The 26,572-nt window shown below is 67.8% G+C and carries 27 protein-coding genes; 3 read left to right on the top strand and 24 right to left on the bottom strand.

Annotated elements, in window-relative coordinates:
- Window positions 1-9: 9 nt before the first annotated feature.
- The 21 genes from D0T12_RS18415 to D0T12_RS18330 form a co-directional block, all read right to left on the bottom strand.
- Entirely contained in the window at window positions 10-2,004 is a 1,995-nt protein-coding gene (locus tag D0T12_RS18415; RefSeq protein ID WP_117400822.1) for a DUF3987 domain-containing protein, read from the bottom strand.
- A 125-nt stretch (window positions 2,005-2,129) separates the two neighbouring features.
- The gene (locus D0T12_RS18410; RefSeq protein WP_117400821.1) at window positions 2,130-2,477 is read right to left on the bottom strand and encodes a hypothetical protein; all 348 of its coding nucleotides are present in this window, start codon (window positions 2,475-2,477) and stop codon (window positions 2,130-2,132) included.
- A gap of 285 nt (window positions 2,478-2,762) precedes the next feature.
- The gene (locus D0T12_RS18405; protein ID WP_158581535.1) at window positions 2,763-3,329 is read right to left on the bottom strand and encodes a C40 family peptidase; all 567 of its coding nucleotides are present in this window, start codon (window positions 3,327-3,329) and stop codon (window positions 2,763-2,765) included.
- A gap of 97 nt (window positions 3,330-3,426) precedes the next feature.
- The gene (locus tag D0T12_RS18400) at window positions 3,427-5,421 is read right to left on the bottom strand and encodes a DNA translocase FtsK (RefSeq protein WP_233526150.1); all 1,995 of its coding nucleotides are present in this window, start codon (window positions 5,419-5,421) and stop codon (window positions 3,427-3,429) included.
- Window positions 5,422-5,811, bottom strand: a complete 390-nt coding sequence (locus D0T12_RS37170) for a lytic murein transglycosylase (protein WP_325050823.1) — start codon at window positions 5,809-5,811, stop codon at window positions 5,422-5,424.
- Between the two features lie 80 nt (window positions 5,812-5,891).
- Complete coding sequence (locus D0T12_RS18390) at window positions 5,892-6,506, bottom strand: hypothetical protein (protein WP_117400818.1); 615 nt, start codon at window positions 6,504-6,506, stop codon at window positions 5,892-5,894.
- 49 nt (window positions 6,507-6,555) lie between these two features.
- Complete coding sequence (locus D0T12_RS18385) at window positions 6,556-7,026, bottom strand: hypothetical protein (protein WP_117400817.1); 471 nt, start codon at window positions 7,024-7,026, stop codon at window positions 6,556-6,558.
- Window positions 7,026-7,184 (bottom strand): hypothetical protein, encoded by a 159-nt coding sequence (locus D0T12_RS35410; protein ID WP_158581534.1) that lies wholly within the window; start codon window positions 7,182-7,184, stop codon window positions 7,026-7,028. The genes D0T12_RS18385 and D0T12_RS35410 overlap by 1 nt, the downstream gene beginning before the upstream one ends.
- 216 nt (window positions 7,185-7,400) lie before the next feature.
- On the bottom strand, window positions 7,401-7,589 hold the full coding sequence (locus D0T12_RS18380) for a hypothetical protein (RefSeq protein WP_117400816.1): 189 nt from the start codon (window positions 7,587-7,589) through the stop codon (window positions 7,401-7,403).
- 75 nt (window positions 7,590-7,664) lie between these two features.
- Window positions 7,665-8,903 (bottom strand): hypothetical protein, encoded by a 1,239-nt coding sequence (locus D0T12_RS18375; protein WP_117400815.1) that lies wholly within the window; start codon window positions 8,901-8,903, stop codon window positions 7,665-7,667.
- A complete protein-coding gene (locus D0T12_RS34890; protein WP_147339543.1) occupies window positions 8,887-9,135 on the bottom strand; it encodes a hypothetical protein in 249 nt (82 codons plus the stop codon). Before D0T12_RS34890 ends, D0T12_RS18375 begins: the two co-directional genes overlap by 17 nt.
- A gap of 64 nt (window positions 9,136-9,199) precedes the next feature.
- Window positions 9,200-9,409, bottom strand: a complete 210-nt coding sequence (locus D0T12_RS18370; protein WP_117400814.1) for a hypothetical protein — start codon at window positions 9,407-9,409, stop codon at window positions 9,200-9,202.
- Window positions 9,410-9,465: 56 nt separating this feature from the next.
- Window positions 9,466-10,728, bottom strand: a complete 1,263-nt coding sequence (locus tag D0T12_RS18365) for a DNA polymerase III subunit beta (protein WP_147339542.1) — start codon at window positions 10,726-10,728, stop codon at window positions 9,466-9,468.
- Between the two features lie 5 nt (window positions 10,729-10,733).
- The gene (locus D0T12_RS18360) at window positions 10,734-10,943 is read right to left on the bottom strand and encodes a hypothetical protein (RefSeq protein ID WP_117400812.1); all 210 of its coding nucleotides are present in this window, start codon (window positions 10,941-10,943) and stop codon (window positions 10,734-10,736) included.
- A gap of 365 nt (window positions 10,944-11,308) precedes the next feature.
- On the bottom strand, window positions 11,309-11,734 hold the full coding sequence (locus tag D0T12_RS18355) for a hypothetical protein (RefSeq protein WP_117400811.1): 426 nt from the start codon (window positions 11,732-11,734) through the stop codon (window positions 11,309-11,311).
- Window positions 11,735-11,773: 39 nt separating this feature from the next.
- Window positions 11,774-12,079 (bottom strand): hypothetical protein, encoded by a 306-nt coding sequence (locus D0T12_RS18350; protein ID WP_117400810.1) that lies wholly within the window; start codon window positions 12,077-12,079, stop codon window positions 11,774-11,776.
- 2 nt (window positions 12,080-12,081) lie between these two features.
- The gene (locus tag D0T12_RS35405) at window positions 12,082-12,228 is read right to left on the bottom strand and encodes a hypothetical protein (protein WP_158581533.1); all 147 of its coding nucleotides are present in this window, start codon (window positions 12,226-12,228) and stop codon (window positions 12,082-12,084) included.
- Window positions 12,229-13,345: 1,117 nt separating this feature from the next.
- Window positions 13,346-13,669: a hypothetical protein gene (locus D0T12_RS18345; RefSeq protein WP_117400809.1), complete on the bottom strand. Its 324-nt coding sequence runs from the start codon at window positions 13,667-13,669 to the stop codon at window positions 13,346-13,348.
- Window positions 13,666-13,950 (bottom strand): hypothetical protein, encoded by a 285-nt coding sequence (locus D0T12_RS18340; protein ID WP_117400808.1) that lies wholly within the window; start codon window positions 13,948-13,950, stop codon window positions 13,666-13,668. Before D0T12_RS18340 ends, D0T12_RS18345 begins: the two co-directional genes overlap by 4 nt.
- Before the next feature lie 335 nt (window positions 13,951-14,285).
- Window positions 14,286-15,281, bottom strand: a complete 996-nt coding sequence (locus D0T12_RS18335; RefSeq protein ID WP_147339541.1) for a hypothetical protein — start codon at window positions 15,279-15,281, stop codon at window positions 14,286-14,288.
- A 1-nt stretch (window position 15,282) separates the two neighbouring features.
- Window positions 15,283-16,056, bottom strand: a complete 774-nt coding sequence (locus D0T12_RS18330) for a ParB/RepB/Spo0J family partition protein (RefSeq protein ID WP_117400806.1) — start codon at window positions 16,054-16,056, stop codon at window positions 15,283-15,285.
- An 855-nt stretch (window positions 16,057-16,911) separates the two neighbouring features.
- On the opposite strand from D0T12_RS18330, the gene D0T12_RS18325 reads away from it, so the two are divergent.
- Together D0T12_RS18325 and D0T12_RS18320 are read left to right on the top strand one after the other, a co-directional pair.
- Window positions 16,912-17,715 carry a GntR family transcriptional regulator gene (locus D0T12_RS18325; protein WP_117400805.1) on the top strand — a complete coding sequence of 268 codons (804 nt, stop codon included), beginning with the start codon at window positions 16,912-16,914 and terminating at the stop codon, window positions 17,713-17,715.
- Window positions 17,716-17,721: 6 nt separating this feature from the next.
- Window positions 17,722-18,462, top strand: a complete 741-nt coding sequence (locus D0T12_RS18320) for a PP2C family protein-serine/threonine phosphatase (RefSeq protein WP_117400804.1) — start codon at window positions 17,722-17,724, stop codon at window positions 18,460-18,462.
- 531 nt (window positions 18,463-18,993) lie between these two features.
- On the opposite strand, the gene D0T12_RS18315 is transcribed toward D0T12_RS18320, so the two are convergent.
- Both D0T12_RS18315 and dnaE read right to left on the bottom strand, forming a co-directional pair.
- Window positions 18,994-19,797, bottom strand: a complete 804-nt coding sequence (locus D0T12_RS18315; RefSeq protein ID WP_147339540.1) for a hypothetical protein — start codon at window positions 19,795-19,797, stop codon at window positions 18,994-18,996.
- Window positions 19,798-20,749: 952 nt separating this feature from the next.
- Window positions 20,750-24,340 carry a DNA polymerase III subunit alpha gene (gene dnaE, locus D0T12_RS18310; protein WP_117400802.1) on the bottom strand — a complete coding sequence of 1,197 codons (3,591 nt, stop codon included), beginning with the start codon at window positions 24,338-24,340 and terminating at the stop codon, window positions 20,750-20,752.
- A gap of 89 nt (window positions 24,341-24,429) precedes the next feature.
- Between dnaE and D0T12_RS18305 the strand changes: the two genes are divergently transcribed.
- Window positions 24,430-25,347, top strand: a complete 918-nt coding sequence (locus D0T12_RS18305) for a LysR family transcriptional regulator (RefSeq protein ID WP_117401101.1) — start codon at window positions 24,430-24,432, stop codon at window positions 25,345-25,347.
- A 35-nt stretch (window positions 25,348-25,382) separates the two neighbouring features.
- On the opposite strand, the gene D0T12_RS18300 is transcribed toward D0T12_RS18305, so the two are convergent.
- On the bottom strand, window positions 25,383-26,489 hold the full coding sequence (locus D0T12_RS18300; protein ID WP_158581532.1) for an outer membrane protein assembly factor BamB family protein: 1,107 nt from the start codon (window positions 26,487-26,489) through the stop codon (window positions 25,383-25,385).
- Between the last annotated feature and the right edge of the window lie 83 nt (window positions 26,490-26,572).

The raw sequence follows: 26,572 nt of genomic DNA, 5'->3' as shown, positions 1-26,572 counted from the left end.
GCCGCGGAATCACGAACTCGGCCCCGCATCCACTGCGGAGGTGAGCGCAAGGGTGTCCGGGTGGACCTCGTAGAGGGCGGCGCGGCTGCGTCCAGGACCTTTCCCACGGGGTGGTGTTGGTAGGCGGCGGATCCAGTTGTGGGCTTCCAGGACGCGCAGGCCGGGGTCGAGATCGGCGACCTTGCGGAAGCGTGGCCGGAGGGCCTGGACGGCGTCGCTCGCGGTGAACCTGTGGGTGCCGGTGCGGGCGATCCAGTCGCGCAGTGCGCGGGCGTCGGCGAGGTCGGGGTCGGCGCCGATCAGGTCGTAGGCGGCCTGGGCGTGGGTGAGGAAGTACTCGCCGATGTGGCGGGCGGCGGTGAAAGTGGCTTCGGTGATCGGCTGGGTCCAGGTGCCGTGATGGTGGTGGGCAATGTGGAGGAGCCCGGCGATGCGGACGACGGCGCCGGGGTATTTGCCGCCCCAGTCGGGCATGTGGGCCAGGTCGTTGCCGGGACGGTAGCGGGGTTCGGTATCGCGTAGCAGGTCGTGGACTGCGGCGTTTGCTGCTCTGTCGAGGGTCAGGGTGATCGGTTCGGGTAGGGCGTGCAGTCGGGTGATGAGCTGGGTCAGGGTGGTGTCGTAGGCCTGGGTGATGTGGTCGGGTACGAGTTCGGGGTTGGGGTCGCGGTAGCCCAGCAGCGAGTCCGGGACGGCGTACAGAATCCGGCCGAGCAGGCCTTGGCCGCGGAACTCCGGCGTGGCGGCGAGCCCGGTGAGCACGTCCGGCTGGGTGCACACGCCGAGGGTGACGTGCGCGGAGTCGATGGTCTCCGACGCGCGGCCGACGCGGTCGATGCGCATCCCTTCGCCGGCGTGCCCGTGCTTGAGGACGGCGAAGTTCGGAGCGCCGCTGTAGCGACCTGCGGCGATGGAGAAGACCTCCCCCTCCGGAGACAGCACCGCCATGCGCCCTCCCTGCCGGGCCAGCAGGGAGGTGAGCACCTCGGGGGTGGCGTCGTCGGAGAACAGCCGCGGCTCGGCCGGTACCTGGAGTTCCTGCAGCTTCTGCGCGGCGATCTTGGCGTCGTCCATATGCTGCTGACGGACGACGTTGTCGATGGCGTTGATCGCGGCCTTCTCGGCCTTGTCCAGGTCGGCTTCGGCCACGCGCCGCTGGAGCGCGATGTCGTCGATCTGCGGCTGGGCCTGTTCGCGCAGGGCGGCCTCGGCCGCGCGGATCGGGGCGGTCATCACCTTGAACACCTCGGACTTGCGGTTGGCGGGGCCGAGCGCGATGACGATGAACAGGTTGGTCGGCTCGCTCCAGCCGCGGGGGCCGACCCAGATCTTGCCGCCGGCGGCGACCGCGAGCACCGCGAGCGCCAGGCAGCCGGCGAGGTCTGTCGGGGTCTGGGTCTGCTCGGCCAGCCGGGCGGCGTACTCGCCGAGCCAGTCCGGCAGCTCCCACAGCGGGAAGTCCGGCAGTGTGCGGGCGACCTCCAGCGGCGTGGGGTCGGCCCAGCCGCGGCTGTTGGGGGTAGTGATCTGCTGGACGGCGGCGGTGACGGCGGCGCGCAGGTCGGCGGTGTCGCCGTCGGCGGCCTGGTGGCCGAGCTGGGTGAGGCGGATGCCGGTGGTGGCCACGTCGCGGGCATAGGCCAGGTCGGCGAGCCGGTGGGCGTAGAAACCGACCTGGGCGGATGACACCGTCTCCGTAATCAGGGTGTGCAGGTAGGGGCCGCCGCCGACCTTGTCGAGTGGGCGGGGGCCGAGTTCGGCGGCGACCGCGGTTGGCTCGCACGGGTCGCCGCGGTCGGCGAGAGAGCAGATCGCCTGCCAGATCACCTGGTGGGCGGGTCGGTAGAACTCGGTGCCGTCCAATAGCTCGCGGGCTTCGGTGACGGCGCGAAGGGAGAGCATCATCGCGCCTAGCACTCGCTGCTCGGCGCCGATGTCGTGGGGCAGGGTGCGGGAGAAGTCGGCGTTGTCGTCGGGGTCGGCGACCACCGTGAGGTTGGCCATGCAGATTGCCCCCTTGGAGTCCGGCAGGCGGTGGATCTTCAGTGACGGAGTGCGGGTGCCCGCGGCGCTGAGGTTGTCGGTGAACCCACCGATGCGGCCGGGTGGCCCCGGCCCGAGACGGGCGGTCAGGTGGCCGGGATGGTGGCGCGGTTGCGGAGGTCGGCGAGGTGGGAGCGGACGCCCTCGTAGACGGTTGCGGCCTGCTCGTAGGCGGCCAGGGCGCGGCGGACCCGGGCATCACCGGGGGCCTTCTGTGCAGCGTCGGTGAGGACGAACTCGATCGGTGCGGCGTCGGGGCGGCCAGTGGCGCGGCGCAGCCCAGTGGCGGCGTGGCGGAGAGCGGAGACGGCGCACCACTCGTCGACCTTCGTGGCCTTCCACTCTCTTTCCAAGGCGGCGATAGTGTCCAAGGGCACCAGGCCGTGGAGGGCCTGGTCGAAGGGAATGAGTGACTCGTCGAGATCGAAATGCATGGCGAGTTCCTCCGAGTCGGATTGAGTTGGCGGTCGAGTGGTCACAGCACGTGGCGTGGAGCCGATCGCTGTGGTGGCGGCCCTGGTTGACCGAAAGCGCAACGGAGTTCTCGGCGACCTTGGTCCTCAGTTCGCCAGCGCAGCAGGCCGCTTCATGCGGGCTGAGGCGCGCCATAGGCGCAGGGTGCGTACCGGAGTGATCGGCGTGGTGGCCTGAGAAGCTGAACCCGCCAGATCTGCCCATCGGTCTGGTCGCCGCGGATGGGAGGGGCGTCGGAGGGCTGGTCAGCGGAGTCGGCGGATGATCCAACGCTGATGTTTGCGGGATGCCAGGGATGACACCTTGACGACGTCGCCGGTTTGGGGCGCGTGTACCATGCGGCCGTCGCCGACGTAGATACCGATGTGGGTGACGCCTTGACCGTGGTCGAAGCCGATCAGGTCGCCGGGTCGCATCGATGCCCTGGTGACGGGTTTGCCGCGTCGGACTTGGTCGTGGGCGACGCGCGGCATGGTGATCCGGCCGTCGGATGCCTGGTAGACCGCGTATTGGACGAGTCCGGAGCAGTCGAACCCGGTGGTCTTACGTCCGTCGTATCCGCCGGGTGAGCAGCAGATTCCGCGGCTCTTGCCATTGGCGCCGCCACCGCCCCACGAGTACGGGACTCCGCGTTGCGCTTTGGCTTCGGCGACGATGCGTCGACCAAGTCCGGCCCCGGCCTCGGTCGTGGCCTGGGGACGAGTCCCGTCGGTGTCGTCGCCCTTGGCGTCTTCGCGGGCGATGGTGCTGACGTGATAGGCCAGCACGCTGACCAGGGCGATGCGAACGAACCGGCCTGCGGCGTTGGCCACCGGAATTACCTCCTGAGCAGATCGGGGGCGAGCTTTTGCGCAGGGCGCGGCGGGGGCGCCGGCGCTGCCGTCGCCCCTCGGTCAGGTGCCGCCCCGGTTAAGGGATCTCGTAGTGGTCTGCGGTTTTGACCAGGTAGCCGAATCGGGTGAGCTGGCTCAGCAGCTCTTCGACCTGTTGAGCGGGCAGCCCGGTGCGGGTGAGGATTTGGGTGGTGGTCGCCGGCGCCGCTCTGATCACCTGCATGACCTGCTCTTGGGGTGTGGTCAGCGGGTCGGTGGCGGTCTGCGAACCTGAGCTGTTAGTGGCCGCTCTGTTGGGGGCCGGCGGGTGCAGGTCGCTGTGCGGTGGGGTGACCGGATACCGGGACTTGGCGTGTTCGACGACCTGGGTGATCTGTTCGCTGGTGATGAGCGCGCCTTGCAGGCGGATGTGCTGGTTGGCCCCGGCCGGTGCCAGCAGCGCGTCACCAGCGCCCAGCAGTTTCTCGGCGCCCGGCTGGTCGAGGATCACGCGGCTGTCGGCCAGGGAGGAGACCGCGAACGCCAACCGGGACGGCACGTTGGCCTTGATCAACCCGGTGACCACGTCCACGCTGGGGCGCTGGGTCGCCAGCACCAGGTGGATCCCGGCGGCGCGGGCGAGCTGGGTGATACGCACGACCGAGCCCTCCACATCGCGTGGCGCGACCATCATCAGGTCGGCGAGTTCGTCCACGACCACCAGCAGGTAGGGGTAGGGCCTGTACACCCGGTCCGAGTCGGGCGGCGCGGTTAACCTGCCCGTCTTGACCGCCTGGTTGAAGTCGTCGATGTGCCGGTACCCGGAGGCGGCTAGGTCGTCGTAGCGGCGGTCCATTTCCCCGACCACCCATTGCAGCGCCTCGGAGGCCTGGCGGGGGTTGGTGATGATCGGGGTGAGCAGGTGCGGGATGCCGGTGTAGGCGGCCAGTTCGACCCGTTTGGGGTCGATGAGCACCATGCGGACGTCGGCGGGGGCGGCGCGGATCAGGATGGAGGCGATGATGGCGTTCAGCGCGGTGGATTTGCCCGCTCCGGTGGCGCCCGCGATCAGGATGTGCGGCATCGCAGCCAGGTTGACCACCACGGGGCGACCCTCGACGTCCTGGCCCAGCCCGACGATCATCGGATGGTGCTCGCCGGTGGCGGCCGGTGAGCGCAGCACATCGGCCAAGTGCACGCTGCGCCGACGGGGGTTGGGCACTTCTAGGCCGACCACGCCCGGTTGTCCGGGTACGGGAGCGATGAGCCGCAGGTTGGCGCGTCCCAGTGCGACGCCGAGGTTTTCCACCAGAGCGCGGACCTTGGAGATCTTGACGCCATCGCCCAGCGCGAGGCCGTAGCGGATCACCTGTGGGCCCGCCGTCGCCCCCACCACGGTGGCGCGCACGCCATGGCGACGCAGTTCCTCCACGATCACCTTGGGGGCGGCGTCATCGTCATCGACCTCTACGTCGACCGCGGGGCTGGTCATGTGGTCGTCTACGAGGCCCTCCGCGGCCATATCTCCCATGTCGTCTGCGGAGTCCTCTGTGGGGTTGGCGGGTACCGGCAGGGCGACATCGAGGGTGGCGGTGGTGTCCGCCTTCCGGATGGGGGGCACGGCCGGATCCTGAGCCGGTTCTGGGGCCGGTCGGGTGGCTTGGGGTTGGGCGCCGGTGTGTGGCGCGGACTGGGATGGGTCGGGGTGTCCGGGGCGGCAGTGCTGCCACCAGCGGGCGGCCAGCATGATCTCTGTCGCGATCAGCACCGCGACCAGGACCAGACCCATGCCGAGGGCCGCAGCGGCCGTCAGCCATCCGGCCGCCGCGGCGCCGGTGATGGCCACGCGTGGGATCCAAGGACGCCATGGGGTCGACCTCATCCGCCACATGATCACCCCTGCCACGGTGGCGGTCAGGCATGTAATCGCTAGTGCGGTACTGGTGGTCGACACGTGCGCTGGCAGGTTGGTCACGGTGAGGCCTGCCGCCAGCACGGCGGCGGTTAGGTAGTGCGGCAGCATCTGCTTGCGCAGCCGCCACTCCACGGTGGCGTGCAGGTCCCGGCCGAGCCGCAGGAGTTGTTCGTTCACTTAGGGATTCCCCCCTTCGGGTGCTGGTCGATTGGCGGTTAGCGCAGCCGGTCGGCCACGGCCAGGACGTTGGCGGCGTAACGCCAGGAGTGGTTGTAGTGCCACAGGGCCGCGCAAATTGGTCGCAGCGCCGTGCGCGCACAGGTACCGGGCGGCGGCCGGAATCGCGTCCGCGGGGTTGTGGACGTCCTTGCGTCCGTCGCCATCGCCGTCGCGGCCGTAGGAGCGCCAGGTGGCCGGGATACCGGCCTGGTCGTCAGCACTGTCGGCTCTGTCTGGACCCTTACTGTCGCCCACCCCGGGGGCGCCTGTACTGGGGCTACTGCCGCCTTCACCGGCACCGGGGGCGGCGGTGAAGGCGGCAGCGACGGTGACCAACTCGCCCAGCATCGGGACATCGCGGAACACGCCGGGGTTGATGCAGGCCACACCGAGCGTGCCCGCTATCGCGGCGGCCGTGATGACCCTGCTCATCGGCCCTGCTCACCCGTGTCCGAGCCGCGCGGCTCGTCGTCCTGACCGGGCTTGTCGCCGGAAGGTTGTTCGGCCTCGCGGTCCTGCACATCCGTCTTGGCCTGGTCCACGACCATCCGGACGGTTTGACCGGCCTGATCGGTGATCTGGTCGACGACCACCGGTGCGACCCAGACCAGCAGTGCCAGCAGTGGCACCGGCGCCAGCCACAGCAGTGGCCGATCGACCTTGCCGTCCATCAGGTCGCGGGCCATCACCAATCCCTTGACCAGCAGCACCGCCACCACGATGACGCCGACGACCGCAGGAGCCGCCTCATTCACACCGGCGACCAGTTCGTAACCGGCCCGCGCCAGCGGAACCAGGCCGAGCCCGGCCGTCAGCACGGCCACGATGGTGACGAACGAGGCGACCTGCCCGCCGGCTCGCTGCAGGTGCGCCTTGACTTGGCCGCCGCGCCCGCCGCTTTCCGTCTCGCCGGGGAACCCGCCGGGGTCTTGGCCGGGGCTGCGGAACCGCTTCAGGCCCTTCGCCAGGGCCAGTCCGGGAATCGTCAGGAACACCAGGTTAAGCGCGATGCCCGCCAGGTCCAGCCCGTTGAGCGCGGCCACCAGACCGGTAACAGCATCCATGTGATCGACTCCTTCCTGTTTTGGTGTTTCACAGCAGGTGGAGGAAGACGGCCATATTGAGCAGCCACCACCAGACCTGGACGATCAGGACCGGTACGCCGCGCATGGGACGCTCCAGCGCCCACGCTTTCCAATAGGCCCACGCAGTGATCGGCAGGCACACCAGCCGAAACCACCAGATCTGGCCGGTGCGCAGCGGCCCGTCGGCGGGCGCACCGCCGCCGTGACGGGCGTAGGCAGCCAGCTTGGCCACCCCGGGCCGGTCACCCCAGATGTCGGGCGGGTGGACGCCGGCCATCAGCCAGGAGCACAACCTCCCGATCCGGCCACCAGCAACTTCTGCGGCCCCCTCGGCGGCATCACTTTCCGGCACGTCACCGGTGGGCACGCGCCGGGGGGCACCGGCGCGTTGCGAAGCGTTGACGGTGGGTAGGGGCGAAACGTCAACGGAATCCACCGTCCGGTCCGCCCCTTGCACCGTGTGCGGCTTGGCCGCCACTACTTACCGCTTTCCTTGCTGTCGCCGGACGTCGCCCACAGCGCGGCGGCGGTGCCGGTGGCCAGCGCGATGACCAGGAACACGCCGTTGAGGTTCCATTCGTAGGCGATGATGGCGGCGAAGGCCCAGAACACCGGCAGCCAGAGCAGTTTGAACATCACAAGATCCCCTTTTGATTTGATGGAAGAGAGAACTTCGCTTTTCTGTGCAGCACAAAATGACCGGGCGGGCGCCAACGCCCGCCCGGTCATTTCTGGGCACACGAACACGGCCGGGTCGCCCCGGACTTTGGGAGGTCTTTGGTCGGCGGGATGAAGCACCGGGACACCGAGGTGGATGAGTACCCCATCGCCGGTCTAGGTGCTATTGGGTAATTAGCGCTGCGGCCTGGGCAACTGAACCCGCCAGGACTGCCCGTCGGCGTAGCCGAAGTTCCCCCGGAAGGTCTCGATCCAGGTGCCTTCCGGGTCGTGGTGGACCTCGATCACCTCATCACCGGAGGCGAGAACGTCACCTTGGCGGAGATCCTGGCCGCTGATTAGTTTGGTCTTAATCTTCCTCATAAGCCTCCAGATGGAATGGGGAAGGTGACCGGTCTACAGTTCGCCTGGTTCCACGCCCCGCGACTTAACGCGGTCTTACCGGTGCCGCCCGGAGCCGTTCGCGATGGTTTTCGGGGTAATCTTCCGAATGGTCGCCGCCCTGGCCTTGCTGATACTCAGCGCGTACGCGATGTCAGAAATGGCCATGGGTTTACCGGAGGCTTGTTCGACCTCGGCGACGATGCTTGACATCCGCTCGTCGCTGACGTTGTGGCCAGATTCGAGCAGCTTTCCCACCCGCCCTCGGATCGCCCCCGGATCGCCCCCAGCTTGGACATCCTCCCCGGTCAGCGCCGGTGCACTGCGCCCCCGGATCGCCCTGGGATCGCCCCCGTCGTGCCCGCTAAGCAGTGCGGCCAGGGGGTCGGTTCCGGAAATGGTGTCGGTTGCGGTGCTGGCCATCATCGCCTTTGCGGCGTCGACGAGGAGGCGGCGGGAGGCCGTTTCGTCCAGGCCGGTTTCGCAGGCCCGTTCGATCGCCGCGACGGGCAGGGTGCCGTCCCGGCACGCCCGCATGATCGCCGCTCGCACTTTCTTGGCTTTGGTGCCCTTGTATCCGGCGTCTTCCTGGGCGGCTTCCACCACTCGGGAAACCGCCTTGATTTTCTCGTCCCGCATCACCAGGGCAGAAGAAACAGGAGAGCGGTGCCGCAGCCGGTACATGTTCGCCTCACGCCACGCGCCGGGATTGGTCAAGCACATCACCATCGGGACGCGTTCCACACCGATGGCGGCGTCGATCCGGGCCCGCAGCAGCCACGCCACACTCTCGGCGAACACCGCCAGCGTGACCGCCATCAGCGCGTGCGCGGCGACAAACCAGCTGAACCATCCGCCCCCGACCGTGCGCCCGTACCAGGCGCCGATCCCGGCGCTGATCACCACCAGTACGATTCCGTAAAGCCGGGTCACCAGCTGGCCGCGCGACTCGCGGACGGCCAGCACCAGCGACAGCGCCACCAGCACCGTGCCGGCCACATCGAAGCCCAGCGGCAGCAACTCCGCCAAATGCCGGGGCTCCCCAGCCTCCAGCAGCGCCGTCCTGGCGTTGGTGTAGGACACCCACATGAGCACCACGTACAGGGCGCCCACCACCACCAGAACGGCCTTACAGGCCAGTTCGCCCCGCTTGCTCAGAATGATGCGCCCAACGTCCGGCAGCCCGGCCGCTTCGTGGTCAGAGCCTTCCGGCCGGGCATCGCCGCGGCTGTCATCACCCGGGCCGTTATCGCCCGGACTGGTCGGCCAGGTGGCCGTTTCATCCATGCTGTCCATCGGGGTCCGGTGCTCCTTCCAGGAGGAATCCGGGGCTGCAGGGATGTGCGTCGCGGGCTGCGCAGACCCGATTGGCCAGGGCGCGGTGCCGCCGCGTGGCCCGGGTCGCGATCTCGTAGTCGGGCACTGTGACCGCCATCCCCGCCACCCGGGCGTAAACGTCGGCCCGCGCATTCAAAGCTCGCGCGATCAGTTCCAGTTCAGTGGCGGTGAACGCGCAATTGCTGGTCATGGTCGTCTCCCTGGGAAAGGTTTCGGCCCAGAAGAAAAGTAATGGGGAACCTGTGCGGCCGAACTTAGTGCGGAATGCGGTTCGGCTCGGCGCTGAAGAACATGACGTTCCCGCTTTGGAGTTGGCGGGGCATCGACTTGAAGACGTGCTCGAAGATCGCTGATCGCGTGGTGCCCGTGCTGACACGCAGGGTGCGCGTCAACGTGCTATGCATGGCACCGGTACCGTTGTTGACCGGAATGCTGATCGTGATAATCACGAAGAACTCGGTCATGACACAGGCCTCCGTCTGTGCAGCCGCGTGGCGGGTGAGGTCGGCGAGGGCCGAGGTCAGCAGGTGGCGCGGATCGGCATTAGGTAATGCCGATAGGCCGGTTCAGCGGCGTCGTCTGGCGCGGCACCGCATAGCAGGGCCGCCACAGCGGGTTTATCGGCGAAGCACAGGTAGGTGATGCCGGGGCCCAGCGCACCTAGGGCGGCCGCCAGGAAGTCGGGGTTGAAGGCGATGCCGGGTGGAACGCCGCCGGTATCGCTCTGGATAAGGGCGGGTAGGGTGTCGCGGCCAGTGGCTTCGTCGCCGTACCCGGCCTGCAGGGTCATCTCTCCAGCCGGGTCACCATCGCCGTCGTCCTGCTGTGGGGTGGTGGTGAAGGTCAGATGGATGGGTGTGTTGCGTTCGGCGACGACCGCGACGTTGCGGACGGCGTTCAGGAACGCGGTCGTGTCGACCCGAACGCGGTGCGGCCGCGGCTTGTCCAGCAACTTGGCGTAGTCCAACGCGGCGCCGTCCAGCGTCCGGGTTATGAGGGTCCGACCGGCTCCCCGAATGCTGAGAAGCTGCGGCTTGCTGTCGTCGTTGAGTGTCAGCCCTAGGGTGAGGTGGCCGTCGCCTGTCATGGTCTTGGCGATCTCGGCCATGGTCGACCAGTACACGAACACCGGCTCGGCCCCTGCGTAAAGCCCTGTGGCGCTGGCCGTGCGGCTGCCGGAACCGTCGTCGGCATGGTGAACGGCGGTGTCGTCGGGGTTGGCGATGGCGGGTTGCCAGCCGTGGACGGCCCCAAGCGCGACGCGGTACCGGTCGGTGGCCGACAGCGCTGGCGGGTTGTCGGGCCGCAGGTCGATGCGGATCGAACACAGCGCCGGGACGGTGGTGTCGTGGCTGGCGGCGACGACGGTTTGCCCGATCACGTGGGTGAGCACGGCGGCGTCGATTTGCCCGATCGCCGGTGGTTCGGGCGGCGGGCTGGGGTAGTCCTCCACCGGCATGGTGAGCAGACTGAAGGCGGCACGCCCGGCACGCAGCCACACTGTGGCACCTTCGCAACTGACCTCGCAGGTGCCTGCGGTCAGCCGCCGCGCGATCTCGGCGAGTAGCCGACCGGAGACCAGTACGGTGCCGTCCTGGCCGACGTCGGCGTCGGTCTCGGCGTGGGCGCACACCTCGTAGTCGAAGGTGGTGACGGTGAGGCGGCCGTCGTCGGCGCGCAGCCGGATCCCGGCCAGGACCGGTACGGGGGGCCGGGCGGGTAGGAAGCGCGAGGCCCAGCCGACGGCGTTGGCGAACGCGGCGGTGTCGATCACGAACTTCATGCTGGTCACTCACCCTCGTCGTGGTAGTCGCAAAGGTCGCGGTAGGGGTCGGTGGCGGTACCGGCCAGGTCGGGGTGCACGAACCACCACAAGGTCGCTTCCAGGTCCCGCCGGGTGTCGTCCAGCCACACCGGAATGCCGTGCCGCTCGCACACGGCGACGATGTCGTCGGCGAAGGCCGCGAACGCGCGATGGTGCATCGGCAACGGGGCCATATGCGGAGGGGACGCTGGCGGAGTGGGGCGGGTCTGCATCGGGATCAGCTCCTTCCCAGCCATGGACTGCCCGGGGGCAGTCCATGGCTGTGTGGCCTCTGTCAGCGGACGTGCTCGGGCTGAGTGGCATGGGTGGGTGTAAGGCGGTGCTCATGATCGATGTCGGCGGCGTGCACGTCGCACTGGCAGGCCGGGAAGTGTCGGTCGACCACGGCGAAAGGCTCGGCCAGGCGACCGGAACGATCACGGTCGCCTTCGGGGCTGGCGAGCGCTGGGAATCATCTCGTCGCGAGGAGGGCGAAGCTCAGCGGGGAACCGGTGAAAGCATCCCTGCCTCGTGTGTCCCGGTGCCTGGATGCGGTTGTTCAGCCCAGCGCGGCTTCCAGCCCGCGGACCGTCGACTGGGCCTCGCCGAGCAGGCGGCCCAATTGAGACGCGGCGACGGATGCTTCGCGTGTGACGCTGGCCAGCGCGCGGGCGGCGGCGTTGGCGTCGCCGTCGTAGGGCCCGTACTTCGGATGCTCCCGGGCCTGACCGCTACCGACCTGGTTGGTGATGAACTCGTCCATCTGCTGCAGGGCCTGGGGCAACTTGTGAATGGCGGACGACAGTTCACCGAGCACGCTGTAGACGTCGCTGGGGTAGGCCAGCCCGGTCGGGCTCATGGTGGCGTAGTTGAGTAGCCGGAACGCGGTGTCGATCCCGGCCGCGACCGCGCGTGTCCGCTCGTGATTGTGCGGGCCGTCGGCGGTGATCGGTTGGTCGTGCTCGTCCGCTCTGATCTCGATCATCTGTGGTCGTCCTTTCAGAGATAGCGGGGTGTGGGCAGGTCAGCGGGCGTGACGCGGCCGGTAGGTGAGGCGGCGCAAGGGGCCACGCAATGCCGTCCGCAGCCGAGTGACGGCGATGCGGGTGCGCTGGCGCGGGTTGGCCGGGAACGCTTCGGTGAGCAGCTGCTGGGCGGTGCGGCAGGCGCAGCGGGGACAGTAGATGCGGCCGCTGGTAGTGCGGGGAATCAGCCAGCTGTCCAGTCGGCTGAGCACGGTTTTCGCGTCACACTGGTCGCACAGCGCGAACCATTCGGCGAAGCGGGTGTAGTCCGGCTTTCCGTCAGGGGAGCGCAGCGGGATGATCACGGCTACTTCTTCTTGCCGTGCTCGGTGTCGTAGGCGTCGCGGATCTCCTGCGGCTCACCCTCGGGCCAGTCGCTCGACTTGCCTGCGGCCGCGTCGTTCTCCTTGGCGCGCAGAATGCCGAGCTCGGCGGGGCAGGGGATGATGAACATCAGGCTGGTCCTTCCAGGTGGTTGCTGGATGTGATCGGAGGAGGGCTCCGGGATGGTGCGGCTACACCGCCCGGAGCCTGCTTGGTCTCGGAGCTATGCCGTGCCGCCGTCGGGCTTTCTGGGCGCTCGCCGGACCGGGTTTGGGGTCGTGGGGGTCCAGCGGTGTCCGCACCCGCACCGGTGCCGCCCGCTGGGCAGCACTCGCACGCTGGCCACGCTTCCGCAGTTGGAGCACCTGCCCGTTCCGGCGCCGCCCGTGGCACCGGTCGGGTAGGTGAGAGTGGCCGGGATGGGGTGTGGCTCGATCACCATGTCCGGCATCGCGCACAGCGCTCCCTTCTCCCGCATCGCGGGGATCGGATGACGAAGGTCTGGGCGTCTGGCACCGGGTGCGACGGCCCCTTCCGCGCGAACAGCTGCCGCAGCGGGGTGGGGCCGCCCGGACTCGGAGTCAGCAGTCCCGATTGGGATTGGCCGGGGGCTCGGCCACGGGGGTGAAGTGGTGGCGGCGGACGTGGATCACGCGACGGAAGCTCATGTGGTGTGGACGGTTCGTCGTTAGGCGGGCCGGTGACGTCGGAGTGGTTCTCGTCGCAACCGTCGTCGAAGGCGCTCGTCCCGTCGTAACCGCACAGGCCGCCGTAGAGGCAGAAGCCATGCAGGTCGGCGAGGGTGCCCTAATAGCGGACGGGTGTCCCCCACGGACGTTGGGCATGTAGTCACCTCTCGGGTGTCCACATTCGTACGGTGCGGCGGCGCCGTTCCTCCCTGGCCGTGAACTCTGCGAGGTCGCAGTGGTACACCTGGCCGCGTACCCCGGCGGGCGGACCTCCCTCGGCCGGGGGTGTCGCGTCAAGCCAGAACGCATAGAACCCGATGCGGTTCATAGAGTCGGGCCGGGGGCGTAGACCTCCACGAGAACCTCGCCCGGCGCGAGTTCGTCCCTGCGGGGGATCGCCTTGGCCGGCATGCGGTCCTTTCGAGTTGCCCTTGGCCGGGGCCGCGAGCGCGGAGCGTGGCCCCGGCCAAGGGAACGGACGACGAAGGGGCCAGGATTTGGCCCCACGGGAGACGGCCCACCGGCACGAGCACTTGTCGCGGCGGGGTCGAAGTCCTGCTAGGCGGCTAGCCCGTCACCGGCTGCGGGTATGAGGGCGTTCAACGTCCCCATCGGCAGCGCCTGGTCCGGCGGTGCGGTCACTTGGACGACCGAGAACCGCCACCACTCCCCGCCCCGGTGTCGGGCCGCCACGAACTCCCGCACCAGCGGCACATGGGCGTGTGCGGTGCCACGGTCTGCAAACGGGCCCAGCACCAGCGACGATTCGCCCATCCGGGCACTGGTGCGCACCGAGACGTAGAACGCGGCCACGGGCTCGGGCCCTGTAGCGGGCATGCGGTCGGTGAGATCGGAGGGCAGCCGGGCAGGCGGACCGTTCATCGGCACGGTCCTGCGCCCTGCTTGTCCCCAGTGATGGGCCATCCCGGCCAGTCGGCGGGCTCATCCGCACCGCGAATCTCCCAACCGAAGCCGAGCAGCCGCCCGGACTGCTCCAGTTCGGTCAGCCACTCGTGCAGCTGATCGCCGCGGGCGATGGACTTGCCGGTCTGCTGCCCGTACTCGTAGTGGTACAGCTCCCACATCGGGACACGACCGAGCTGCACGCCCGGCTCAACGACGGTGGCCTTCGGCGCCGCCTGTAGCTCCTCGGAGGTCGGCATCACGCGCCTCCGGCGAGGACGTGGCGGGCACCCAGGGCGCGTGTTGCGAAGATTTTCACGAAAGGGTTCCTTCCATGGAGAGGTCCGGCTGGGGCCGCGAGCAGGGGTGCGGCCCCAGCCGGGGTGGGTGGTAGGTCGTCAGAGACGGGCCGTCAATGCGGACGTGGACGGCCTCGTGATCGACTGGAGGCGGTGCCGCCTTCAATCGCAGTCGTCGGTGCCGAGGTCCTTCACAGGTGCCGGCATGCCACTCGGGCGCGCCGCGCGGCTCGTAGCGGGCGATATTCCGCTGCGCGGCTTGGGTGTGGTCGATCTTGGACGTCAGCTGATCTTTGTCATCGCGATCTTTGCTGAGCGTGCAGGTCGCTGATCGCGGCAGGACGGGTGATCCACGGCGCACCCGGTGAGACCGTGTCGGGGTGGTCGTCGGCCATGGCGTCCAAGGCGAGTCCGAGTGCATGCACCCGATCGGCGAGGTCGCCGCCCACGTCGGTGGGGTTGACGCCCCAGTCGTGGGAGAACCGCAGCGGGTCCAGCACACCCTTGGCCGGGGCGGCGTACCACCGGCCGTACCACACGTCGAGCGAGTACCAGGTGTGCTCTGCCAGCCACCCGGACGGCTGGGGCAGGTGAAACGCTCCCGCCAGGTTGCGCCGGATCAAGGCGGCGTCCTGCCAGCAGATGACGGTCAGCATCCCATCGGTCGGCAGTCCCGCACCGGCCAAGCGCCGCGTGATGCTCGCGAACGTCTCCTGAGCTTGTTTCTCTCGGGCGGCGGGCGATCCGGAGGGCGGCGGGTCATTCGGCGACGGCAGCCGCACGTCCAGGCGCAGGGCGGAGCCGGTCATGACCAGCCGCTGGGGACGGGCCGGGTTGTCCACCGCCGCCAGCACCGCCGTACCGGCCCGCAGCCCCTCGCGCAGTACGCGGGCGAACTCACGGCTGTCAAGGTGAAGGACGTAGTTCCGGCGGACACGCTCACAGGGGCCGCAGACACGGCCCTTGCCCAGCGGCACCGGGTCGCCGTACTCGTCGGTCTCGCAGCCGTCGCAGAGGCGGCACACCCGCTGCAACTCGCGGGCCCGGTCCAGGGCGGCACGCTGGGCGGGCGACACTGGCCGCTTAGTGACTGTGTCGTCCAGTGCGTACAACGGCGCGTAGCTGTTGCCGTGATACAACACCTGGCCGCGGGGCTTGGCATCTGGCCCAGGCTTGCGTGGCGGGTCCATTCGGGCCAGCTGCGTGCGGGTGTACCAGCCCTTGGGGACCTGCTCCCAACGGGTGTAGCGGGGCACGCCGTCCAACGGCGCCCGGTAGTCACGAGAGGGCATGTCAGACCGCCCCCACCGCAGCCGCACGTGTGCGCTCCAGGTCGTTGGTCAGTTCGTCGGCGATCACACCGACCACGACCCGCTCATCGGCGCGTATCGTCGATTCCCAGCACTGCCCGCACGCCGTCTTACCGATTCGCCGGCGCATGGTGTGCTCGCGGGCGTCGCACAGCTTCCGGGCCCTGCGGGCCAGCGGGTGCGTGGAAGCCAGATAGTCCGGCTCCCAAGTGAAGTCGGCGGAGGACCCGGCCTTCTTACGGGCGGCCCTGCGGGTACGGCGGACCGCTGCGACCGCGTCGCTTGCGGTGAGCTCTCCCGTTCTTACCTTGGCGCGGGACGCCTCGTCCAGCTCCAGCAGTGCCAGGTGGTACGACACGGTCGAAGAGGCGATCCCCGTCTTACGGGTGATGTCGGATGCGCTGTAGCCCCGGTTGACCAGGGCACCCATCGCTTCGGCCTTCTCCATGGAGCCCAGCTCGCGGCGCTGGCAGTTCTCCACCAGCATCAACTCCAGGACCTGACCGTCATCGACGCCGTGCCGGACGGTGACCGGCACCCGGTCACATCCGGCGAACCGGGCGGCGGCATACCTGCGGTGCCCGGCCAGCAGTTCAAACGCCTCCGAGACGCGCGGGTGCGGCCGCACCACCAGCGGCTGCAGCACGCCGTGTGAACTGATGGAATCGACGAGCTCTGTCAGGTCACCCAGGTCCTCGCGGACGTTGGCCGGGTGCGGATGAATCAGGGACACATCCAGGTAGGCATTGCTACCCATGGAGTTCTTCTCCCTTCCGAAGATTTACGGGACACGGCAACGCCCCGGCCGAGATCCCATAGGGAGCCCAACCGGGGCGTGATCGACGCGAAGACCTTTCGTCAGCTAGCGCTTGGGGGCACCGCGGGCGGCGGCGATCTGATGGATTGCCGGGACGACCGGCGGGGCCTGTTGGTAGCCCTCTCGCGGGCTGCGGGCGATGGTCCATGCGTGGGCTGCCGCGCCGACTCTCATCTCTCGGAGTTGGTCAGCTGTGAGGTCGATGAGCACTCGCTGATGGGAGCCGGGGCACTTGGGTGAGGTGACCTGGTTTGGACGAAGCGGGTGAGCCTTGATCAGCCCGCGTTTCCATGACTGCCAAGTCCTGCAGTCCGGGCACAGCAGCAGCGGGCTACGGTCCTTGGGGATCGAGATCTGATCGAGGGGTATCCGGCTGGCCAGCAGTGTGCGGCGGCCGTTGCCCGACGTCATGAACGCCTCCTGGGTCGAAGAGAAACAGTGCGTGTGTTCTCCGCCCGCCACGGGCGCACCCGGCACAACCAGGACGTGTCTTCCGTGGCGGACAGACAGCACAGGCGCTGCCTGACAGACGGGGCGCTGCCGCGACCGACGCTCATCCGGGGACTGAATCGACCCGGACACTCAGAGGTTCCGCACTCGGCCGCCAACGCCATCTGAAGTTGTGTGGGTCTCTTCCTCCTCCCGGCGAGAGCGGGAAGGGGCGTCCATCTGCGTCCGCCAGACTCCACTCAGTACCGGTACTGAAGAAGGATGAGTACCGGTACTGATGATGAAGCCTTCGGGGGACTGTGTCAACAGTCCCGGTACAGATAGCCTTCTGTGAAGGAGGTCCATGTGACTGCGAGATACCGCGAGATCGCCGCTGAGCTACGGAGAAAGATCGAGAGCGGCGAGTATCCGCCAGGCAGCAACATGCCCGGCTATGACGAGTTGACCAGCGCGTACGGTGTCGGACGTGGTGTGATCCGGTCCGCGTTGTCCTTGCTCGAAGCAGACGGTCTCATCCAGGTGATCAAGAAGCGCGGCATCATCGTCCGGCATGGCACTATGCGGCTGCGGAGGCCGAGAGGGAACTTGGTCAAGCGGAATGTCGCCACCGGCAGCCCCGGCTACTCCTTCCCTTCCGCGTCCGGCCAGGAGGTGTGGGCCCACCACATCAAGCCCAAGGCATCCTTCGAGCCGCTGACCGACCCACGGATCGCTGGCCTCCTGGGGGTCCCGGTCGGCGCCGAGGTCATGCGGCGCTTTCGAGTTACCGGGCCGGTAGCCGAGCCTCCGTTCCAGATCAACATCTCCTGGATTCATCCGCGCGGAGTCGAGGACGCCCCCGAGGTGGCCTCGCAGGCCGAGGGGCCGGGGGACTGGCTCTACCGTCTGGAGCGGGCCGGCCATTGGCCCATTTCCTGGATGGAGATCCACCGCGCCCGCATGCCTACCCCTGAAGAGGCGGCGCTGCTGCAAATACCGAGCATTCTGCCGGTGCTGGAGATCGTGCGGGTTGGCACGTCCGGCGGTGATGGCAAGCCAATCGAGGTGACCGAGTACATCGTGGCCAGCGACCGTGTCGAAACCGTCCACGTTCTGCACCGTGATGAATCCGCCCAGGATCCATGGCCCGACGACGAAACGAACGAGTGATCAATCGTGAGCCTCGCCATCGAAGCCGCCCTCGGCACCCATGTCGGCCTTAAACGCAAGCGCAACGAGGACAGCGGCTACGTCGGCCGCCGACTGCTGGCTGTAGCTGACGGCCTCGGCGGACACGCCGCCGGCGACGTAGCCAGCACCACCGTGATCGACACCCTGAAACGGCACGACCGGGAGGTCGCCCCCGAAGACCTGGCCACAACACTCGGCCATGCGATCTTTGATGCCGGCGATGCCCTTCGCGCCCGAGCTGCGGGGGATCCAAGCGTGACCGGCATGGGAACGACCCTGGTAGCCGTGCTGTGGTCTGGGAACCGCGCCGTCTTCGCCAACGTCGGCGACTCCCGCATCTACCGACTACGCGACGGCCAGCTCCTGGGCTTCAGCGAGGACCACGTCTACGAGCGGCTGGTCTTCGATGCCGGGACCGTCCCGGACCTCCCGCCAAAGCTCGCCCGGTTCCTCGACGGACGAGCCGATGGCCGGTCCCCTGATTTGACCGTCCGCGAACTCAAAGCCGGTGACCGCCTCCTGCTCTGTTCTGACGGCCTCAGCGGCGTCGTCGACCAAGAGGACATCCGCGACATCTTGGCATCCGTCAACGACCCAAACGAGACGGTCAACCGCCTGGTCCAGGCGACCCTCGCCCGGGGCGCTCCCGATAATGTGACGGCCATAGTCGCCGACATCCAGTCGAACCAAAACAGCAATTGCCGAAGTGCTGATGCCGACGAATGACGCCGGAAGGGTCTGCCGCGCCACTCGGGCGGCCTCTCGGGGGTCGTGCTTCGAGACTACGGATGCAGCTTCGCCATCGACCGCACCGATGACGATAGATGGGTCCGCCCGGTGGTGTCCTTGGTTCGAGCGAGTCGCCGATGGCGTTGTCCGCTAGGCGCCGAGGAGCCCGCGTGGAGGTCATGCCTGAGCGGCTGAGGGCGTCAACAAGAACCTGAAACAGGGCAAGGCCTCCTTGGCCATCGCTTGCCCGCCCGCCAGGCGGACCCCATACCTCCGACGAAGCACCTCAGTCGCCTGGTTCTTTCCTCCGAGCAAGAGGCGATGCCCGAAGCCCGTGCCACCTGTGTGATGGAACGCTGAGGAACGATTGCCCGTTTATACGCGTCCATGACGGCACGTAATTGTTGTAGTCGAAAGGCAGCCAAGAGATCCGGCCGCGACAGCGAAACAGCGCCCAAGTGCCCCGGATTCTATGGACGGGGCCATGAGAATCCGGGGTGCGGGGCACGGCACAGTCAGCCCGTGAGTTCAATCCTCGGTCTCGGTGCTTTGGGCGGTGAGGCCCGGATGCCGGTTGCTCACGTATAGGAGCTCGTCGAGGGCGTCTGCAAGCCGCTTGAGTCGAGAGAGAATTTCGGGGTCCACAGAGTGGAACGTGGGGGCCGGTGCTGGAGCAGGTTGGGGCGGCAGCATGGCCCACGCCATGAAGAAGGAGTCCTCCTCGCTGTTGACCGGGAGCGGCTTGTTCTCGACCACGAATGGCTGGAAGTCCTTTTGGTCGATCAGCCCCATGCCCCAGGTGACCACACGCTCGTAGACGTCCTTGGACACGATCAGAGCGAGGTCGCCGTGCTCAAACCGGGCCTTCAGAATGGGGGCGTTAAGCAGCCGGAACAACATGTTCAGAGCAGGGCTGATCACACCGTGCTCGTCGCGGACGAGTTCCCCGTGGTGGACGGCCATCCGCAGGCGCAACTGGCGGCTGGGCGGAAGGGCTCGGTTGACCTGGGCAAGCCCAGCTCGGATCAGCGGTACCAGTGGATCCACCAGGCTGTAGGCGCTACAGCCGGGCGGTGCTAGCAGGAAGAGTCCGTCGCCGCGGTCCTCGTGCTCGCAGTTGTTCCAGGGCATCTGTGCGGTCGCCGACGCCTCCTTGACGACCTGGTACATCGAGTCGCGCATGAGCCGCATCACATGGGGGTCGGCACTGCTGCTGAAGCCGCAGATGTCGAATGCCGCCATGGCCCGGTGCTGCGGCGCTGGCGCGGAGGACGTCTGTTCGGCTTCCTCTCCGGCGAGAGGATTGCGAGACAACGGCTCGATCGGAATCACCTTCTCTGTCGTGCCCGTCGATCAGTGGCGCGCGGATCAATGCTGCCATAGGCCGAGGGCCGTGTCTGAGCTTTTCAGCAAAACCGAAGGCAGCGCACTAAAGGCCACGAAACCGCAGCTCATCGGCTCAAGGGTCGAGTCAGAAGCGTCCAGTGACACTGGGAAAACACATCAGAGACGACAAAGGACGGCTTTTAGGATATCTCTCCTATGTCCGATAGATGAGGTAGTACGTTTCGGTATCCGGGGACTGCTGAACCGATCCGTTCCTCCCTTGTGCGGTGCCCGCGCCTCCCTGTCGTTACCGGGCACGGGTTACGGAGCACCTTCGGCCCGCCTCATCTGATGTCCCCTGACCGGAACCAGCGGCCCCGACTCCCGGGATGCCACATGATGACCGCCGAACCCCTTCACAGCCTGAGCCCCACTGGTGTGTCTACGGCCTGTGTCGCGTCCTCGTTGTGGCGGAGCGGCGCTCCACGCCGAAGGATCAGGCCGAGCTGCATGAGAAGGATTGATCGTCTGAGCTAGTTATGACCTGTTCGGTGAGTGAGTCAGGTCGGGTGTCGTACAGCAAAGGAGTACAGCGACCGCCGTAGCTGCGGGCGGATCGCGGTGGACGTCCATGGACTGGAATATGCCGATACCACTGAGATTGATGGTGTCGGCAGGATCGTGCCGATAATTCACACCGAAGAGGTCACTGGTTCGAACCCAGTATCGCCCACTCTGGACCTAGGGCCGGCATGGTCAGCGACTTTGTCGCTTTCCCTGCTGGTCCTTCGTCGTGTTCATCCGGGGGGCGACCCCCGGACCCCCGATGTGGGGGCTCCGCCCCCACGCCCCCTGCCGGTGCGGGCTGTTGAGCAAGTGTCTGTGGGGTCCACTTCGAGGGTCGTGTGGTGTGGGGCGTTGCTTCTGGGGTGGTCGGCTCGTGGGGGAAGTGCCGGGGTTAGGTGTTGCTCTGCCAGGTTTCGGAGCCGAAGGCGGCTTTGATGTCGGAGGCGATGGTCGCGGGGTTGACGGTTGCCTGGAGGGCGTAAACGGTGGTCTTTCGGGGGCCGCGGACGCTGAGGTGTACGGGGCTGGCACCTGGGTGGGCGGCGAGGATGTGTTTGAGTTCCCTGACGGTCTGTTCGGTGACTCGGTGCAGGGGGAGCATTAGTTCCACGGGGGGAAGGGCGCCGTTCGTGGCCGAGGAGATGTCGAGGACGGAGACTTCGCGGCCCGCCATGTTCAGCGTTCCGTCACGGTCTTCGAGCTTGCCTTTGACGGAGATCACGTTGTCCTCGGTCAGTGCGTGCCGGACGAGTAGGTAGGCGGCGGGGAAGAAGAGGACCTCGATGGCGGCGTCGCGGTCCGTGAGGGTGACGATGGCCCAGGGCTTTCCCTGTCTGGTCATCTTGTGCTGGACGTCGGTGATCAGTCCGGAGAGCCGTACGTCGCCGGTGGGGCGGCCGGAGGCGAGCAGTTCGGTGATGGAGCAGTCCCGGGCTCGGGACAGGATGTGCTCTGCGCCGTCCAGCGGGTGTGCCGAGACGTAAAGGCCGAGCATCTCGCGTTCGGTCGCGAGGAGTTGTCGGCGTGGCCATTCCGCTTCGTCGATGGGGAAGTCGAGGGCCGGTTCGTCGCCTGCGGTGCCGGTGAGACTCGTGAAGAGGTCGTCCTGGCCGAAGCTCGCCGCCTTCTTCACGGGGACGGTCGCGTCGATGGCGTCCTCGTGGACGGCGGAGAGGCCCTTACGTGAATGGTGCAGGGAGTCGAAGGCGCCGGCCTTGATCAGTGAGTCCACGGCTCGCTTGTTCAGGGCGGGCAGGGCGACCTTGTCGAGGAAGTCGGCGAACGAGGTGAATCTCCCCTTCCGGCGGCGTGCGTCGACGATGGCGTCGATGACGTTGTCGCCGACGTTGCGGACGGACCGCAGCCCGAACCTGACGTCGTCGCCGACGGCGGTGAACTCGGCGACGGACTCGTTCACGTCGGGTTGGAGGACCCGGACGCCGTTCCTGCGGGCGTCGGCGAGGTAGACCGCGGCCTTGTCCTTGTCGTCGCCGACGGAGGTGAGCAGGGCGGCCATGTACTCGGCGGGGTAGTTGGCCTTGAGGTAGGCGGTCCAATAGGAGACCAGGCCGTAACCGGCGGTGTGGGACTTGTTGAAGGCGTACCCGGAGAAGGGGAGCATGACGTCCCACAAGGTTTGGACGGCCTCCTCGCTGTAGCCGTTGCCGCGCATGCCGTCGTGGAACTTCTCCCACTCCGCTGCCAGGGCCTCCGGTTGCTTCTTTCCCATCGCGCGGCGCAGCAGGTCCGCGCCTCCGAGGGTGTATCCGGCGAGTTCCCGGGCGATGGCCATGATCTGCTCCTGGTAGACGAGCAGATGGAAGGTGTTGCCGAGGATCGGTTCCAGCGCGTCCCGCAGTTGTGGGTGGATCGGGGTGATCGGCTGGCGGCCGGTCTTGCGGAACGCGTAGTTGGTGTGGGCGTTCGCCGCCATCGGCCCCGGCCGGTAGAGCGCGTTGACCGCGGCTATGTCCTCGAAGCGGGTCGGTTCCATCTGCCGGAGCAGTACTCGCATGCCGCCGCCGTCGAGTTGGAAGACGCCGAGGGTGTTGCCGTCGGCAAGCAGCCGGTAGGTCTTGGCGTCGTCCAGCGGGATGACGCGCGTGGACGCGTCGCCGTCCAGCGGATCGACCGTGGCCAGGCTGACGCCCCGGTTGTGCCGGATGTTCTCGATCGCCTGGTCGATCACACCGAGGTTGCGCAGCCCCAGGAAATCCATCTTGATCAGGCCCATGGCCTCGCAGGACGGATAGTCGAAGCCGGTGATCTTCACGCCGTCCGCGGCCCGCATGTGCAGCGGGATCCGGTCGGTGAGCCTGGTCTTGGAAAGGATCACGGCCGCCGCGTGCACCCCGGTGCCCCTGGTGAGCCCCTCGACCCCGCGTGCGGTGTCGATGACCCTCTTCACGTTGGGGTCGTTCTCGTACAGCCGCCGGATCTCGCCGGTCTCGTCGTAGCGCTCGTGGGACGGGTCGAAGAGGGCGGCCAGCGGAGCGGGCCTGCCGTTCTGGTCCGGCGGGAGCGCCTTGGTGATGCGCTCGCCATGGCTGTAGGGGTAGCCGAGGATGCGCGACGAATCCTTGATGGCGTTCTTGGCCTTGATCGTGCCGAACGTGTTCACCATGGCGGTGTACTCGCCGCCGTACTTCTCGGTGACGTACTGGACCATCCGGTCGCGCTGGCGGTCGTCGAAGTCCAGGTCGACGTCCGGCGGGTTGACGCGTTCGGGGTTCAGGAACCGCTCGAAGAGGAGGCCGTGTTCCAGGGGGCACAGTTCGGTGATGCGGGTGGCGTAGGCGACGATCGAGCCGGTGCACGAGCCGCGGCCGGGACCGAGCGGGATCTTGTTGGCGCGGGCGTGGCGGCAGATGTCGGCGACGACGAGGAAGTAGGAGCTGAACCCCATGGGGCCGATGACCGACATCTCGGTCTCGAAGCGTTCCAGGACGTGCCGGGGAATCGGGTCGCCGTAGCGCGTCGCCAGGCCTTTGAGCGCCTCCTTGCGCAGCCACGACTCCTGGCTGTCGCCTTCGGGCACGTCGGGGAACCGCGGCATCTCGTCGACGTGGTCGAAGACGTCGTCGTAGGGCTCGACGCGCTCGGCGACCAGCAAGGTGTTGTCGCAGGCCTCCGGGAGCTCGGAGAACAGTGCGCGCATGTCGGCGGCGCTCTTGAGGTAGTAGCCGGAGCCGTTGAAACGGAAGCGGCCCGGATCGTCCTTGTTCTTGCCGACGCCAATGCAGAGCAGGCTGTCGTGGGCGTCGGCCTGGTCCTGGGTGACGTAGTGGGCGTCGTTGGTCGCCAGGAGCGGAATGCGCAGGTCGTGGGCGAGTCGCAGCAGGGCATCGCGGACGTCGCGTTCGATGTCCAGGCCGTGGTCCATCAGTTCGAGGAAGTAGTTCTCGCGGCCGAAGATCTCCTGGTAGGCGGCGGCGGCCTTTCTGGCCTCCTCGTACTGGTCGAGGCGCAGCCGAGTCTGGATCTCCCCGGAGGGGCAGCCGGTGGTGGCGGTGATGCCCTCGGGCCTCTCGGCGATCAGTTCGCGGTCCATCCGGGGCTTGCCGGCCGGGAACTGACCCTCGTAGCTGGCCTTAGTGCTGAGCCAGAAGAGGTTGCGCAAACCTTCGACGTCCCGTGCCCACATCGTCATGTGCGTGAAGCGGCCGCCGCCAGAGACGTCCTTGGACCCTTCGCCGTCCTCGCTCATGGCACGGCGCCCGCCCGGCCCCCAGAACTCCTGCCTACGGGAGAACCGCGACGAAGGCGCCACGTAAGCCTCGATACCGATGATCGGGGTGATGCCGTCATAGCCCTTGGCGACCTGCGCGAATTCGTACGCCCCGAACATGTTGCCGTGGTCGCTCATGGCGATCGCGGACATCTCCTGCCGTGCCACCTCGGCGAGCATGGGCTTGATTTTCTGTGCGCCGTCGAGCATCGAGTACTCGGTGTGGTTGTGCAGATGGACGAAAGACTTCGGCATTGCACCATGAAAGCCAGGTAATAAGGGGGTGAGCAAACAACCATTGACTTGATTGAACAACCGGTGGTTGTACACCTAGGGTGGTGGTCGTGGATCTCAACGCCGTGGCCACGTTCGTCGCCGTCGCCGACGCGGGACAGTTCCAGGAGGCCGCAGTCGACCTTTCGGTGACGCAGCAGGCCGTGTCCAAGCGCGTCGCGGCCCTGGAGGACTCACTGGGCGTGCGGCTTTTCGTGCGCACCCCCAGTGGGGCGCGCCTCACCATCGACGGGCAGGCGTTCCTGCCGCACGCTCGGGCGCTGCTGGACGCCGCGGGGCGCGCGGCGGCCTCGGTGCGGCCCGGCAGCAGGGCCCTGCGGGTGGACGTCGTCCACCGGCAGGTCGCCGCGGCAGGGCTCCTGCGTGCCTTCTACCGGGCGCACCCCGATACCGCACTCGACATCGTCACGCTCTACGGCGGCGCCGAGGCGGTCGAGGCCGTGAGCTCCGGCGCCATCGACGCGACTATCCGCGCGGTCACTCTCCTCGACCGGCCACTCCCCGAAGGCGTCGTGTCCGTCCCTGTGCTGGACGAGCCGCTGCACCTGTTCACAGGTCCGGGCCACCCGTTCGCCGAGGCCCGCTCGGTCACGCCCGCGCAACTGGCCGGTCACCGCATATGGATGCCGGGCAACGCCCCCGGCACCGAGTGGACTGCCTACTACGACCGGCTCGCCGCCGAGTTCGGGTTCACCATTGACACGATCGGCCCCGACTTCGGCGTCGAGGCGCTCTTCGACACCATCGCGGGATCCTCGACGGTGGCCACTTTCGTCGGAGAGGAGACGCCGCTGGTGTGGCCGGCCGGGCACGCCCTTCGGCGCATCCCGCTTGTCGACCCGACTCCCGTTTACCCCGGCGAGTTGGTGTGGCGCACCGACAACGCTCACCCCGTCCTCGCCGCACTCCGTGGCCATCTGATTGCCAGGTATCCCGGACGTGCCGGCAGCGGTGTGTGGACTCCGTAACCGACTCACTCAGCACAGCCGGAACACGCATGACCTCAACGAAGGTCGAAGGCCAGGGTCCGTTTTCGTTCCTGGACTATCAGGACGCCGTCCCCGATGGTCACGTCACGGCCCCAGGAGTCGCTGACAACGCCGGTAAGTGTTGTGGAGATGTTGCCACGGTGCAGGTTGAGTACGGCCAGTCCGGGCCGCTGGGAGATCGGGGCGTACAGCAGCCCGCCGGAGGCGGCCGATGCCGAGAGAACGGGGAGGTTCGGAGTCGGTGCGGTCCAGTCCACCGTTCCGTCGGCCATCCGGTAAGCGGTCACCCGCCTTTGTGCGGCGATCAGCAACCGCTCGTCCGCGACCGTGAAAGTCGCGCCGTCGTGCCAGCGAGGGGATGGACGGGACCACAGAAGCTTCCCGTCGCTCGTTCGATGGCCGCGCAGGCGGTGCCGATCCGTGATCACCACGCGTTCGTCGGCTATGCCCAGAACCGTCCGTTCGGGCAGATCGACGGCGTTCGGTCCGGGGCCGGCCCGGTCTGTGATCTCCCAGAGTGGGCTGCCGTCCGAGAGCCGCAGTGCGCTGACCTGGGTTGTGGTCTCGCTGGCGCTCAAGCCTCGGGTGGGATCGTCGGGGTCGGTTGAAGCGACCACCACACCGTCACCGGTAACGGCGTGCTGGAACCGCCCGGTGACGGGACTGCGCCACAGCGACGCGCCGTCACGAAGTCGGACACGTGTCAGTCGGTCGGGCGTGATACCCACGGCCGTACCGTCGTCAAGGATGCGTGCGGGGCGTGGAAGTCCGCAGGCCGATGCCCGTCCGGTCTGCAGGTCGAACGCACCGAAGGTACTGAGGCCCGTCTGACCGGTCGAAGCCGCCAATACCCTGGTGCTCGCCGGTCCGGTGCGGGAGAAGGAACCCGGGCGTTGCCATAACACCTCACCGTCCCGCAGGCGGAGTACGCCCACGTGGTGTTGTGTCGGGGCTCCGTAGTCGGGCTCGGGATCGCTGCCCCCGGTCACCGGCACGATTCCCTGCCGGGGCGTGCCGACCGCGCCGGACGCTTCGATGATGTCGTGTTCGGCGATCCAGCGCAGCCGCCTCACGTAGCGGTCACCGGTGAAGCGTGTGCCGGTCGGGGCGGCGGAGTGCAACCTCCCGTCCTCGCCGGGTTGCCGCCGGCAGGTGTCCTCGGCGGAGCGTTCCCGCGCACCGCCGCACCCGGCGATCACTAGGC

The sequence above is a fragment of the Actinomadura spongiicola genome (assembly GCF_003432485.1).
Lineage (GTDB): Bacteria > Actinomycetota > Actinomycetes > Streptosporangiales > Streptosporangiaceae > Spirillospora > Spirillospora spongiicola.
The sequence above is the reverse complement of the archived record's forward strand: the minus strand, read 5'-3'. Positions and strand labels throughout refer to the sequence as shown.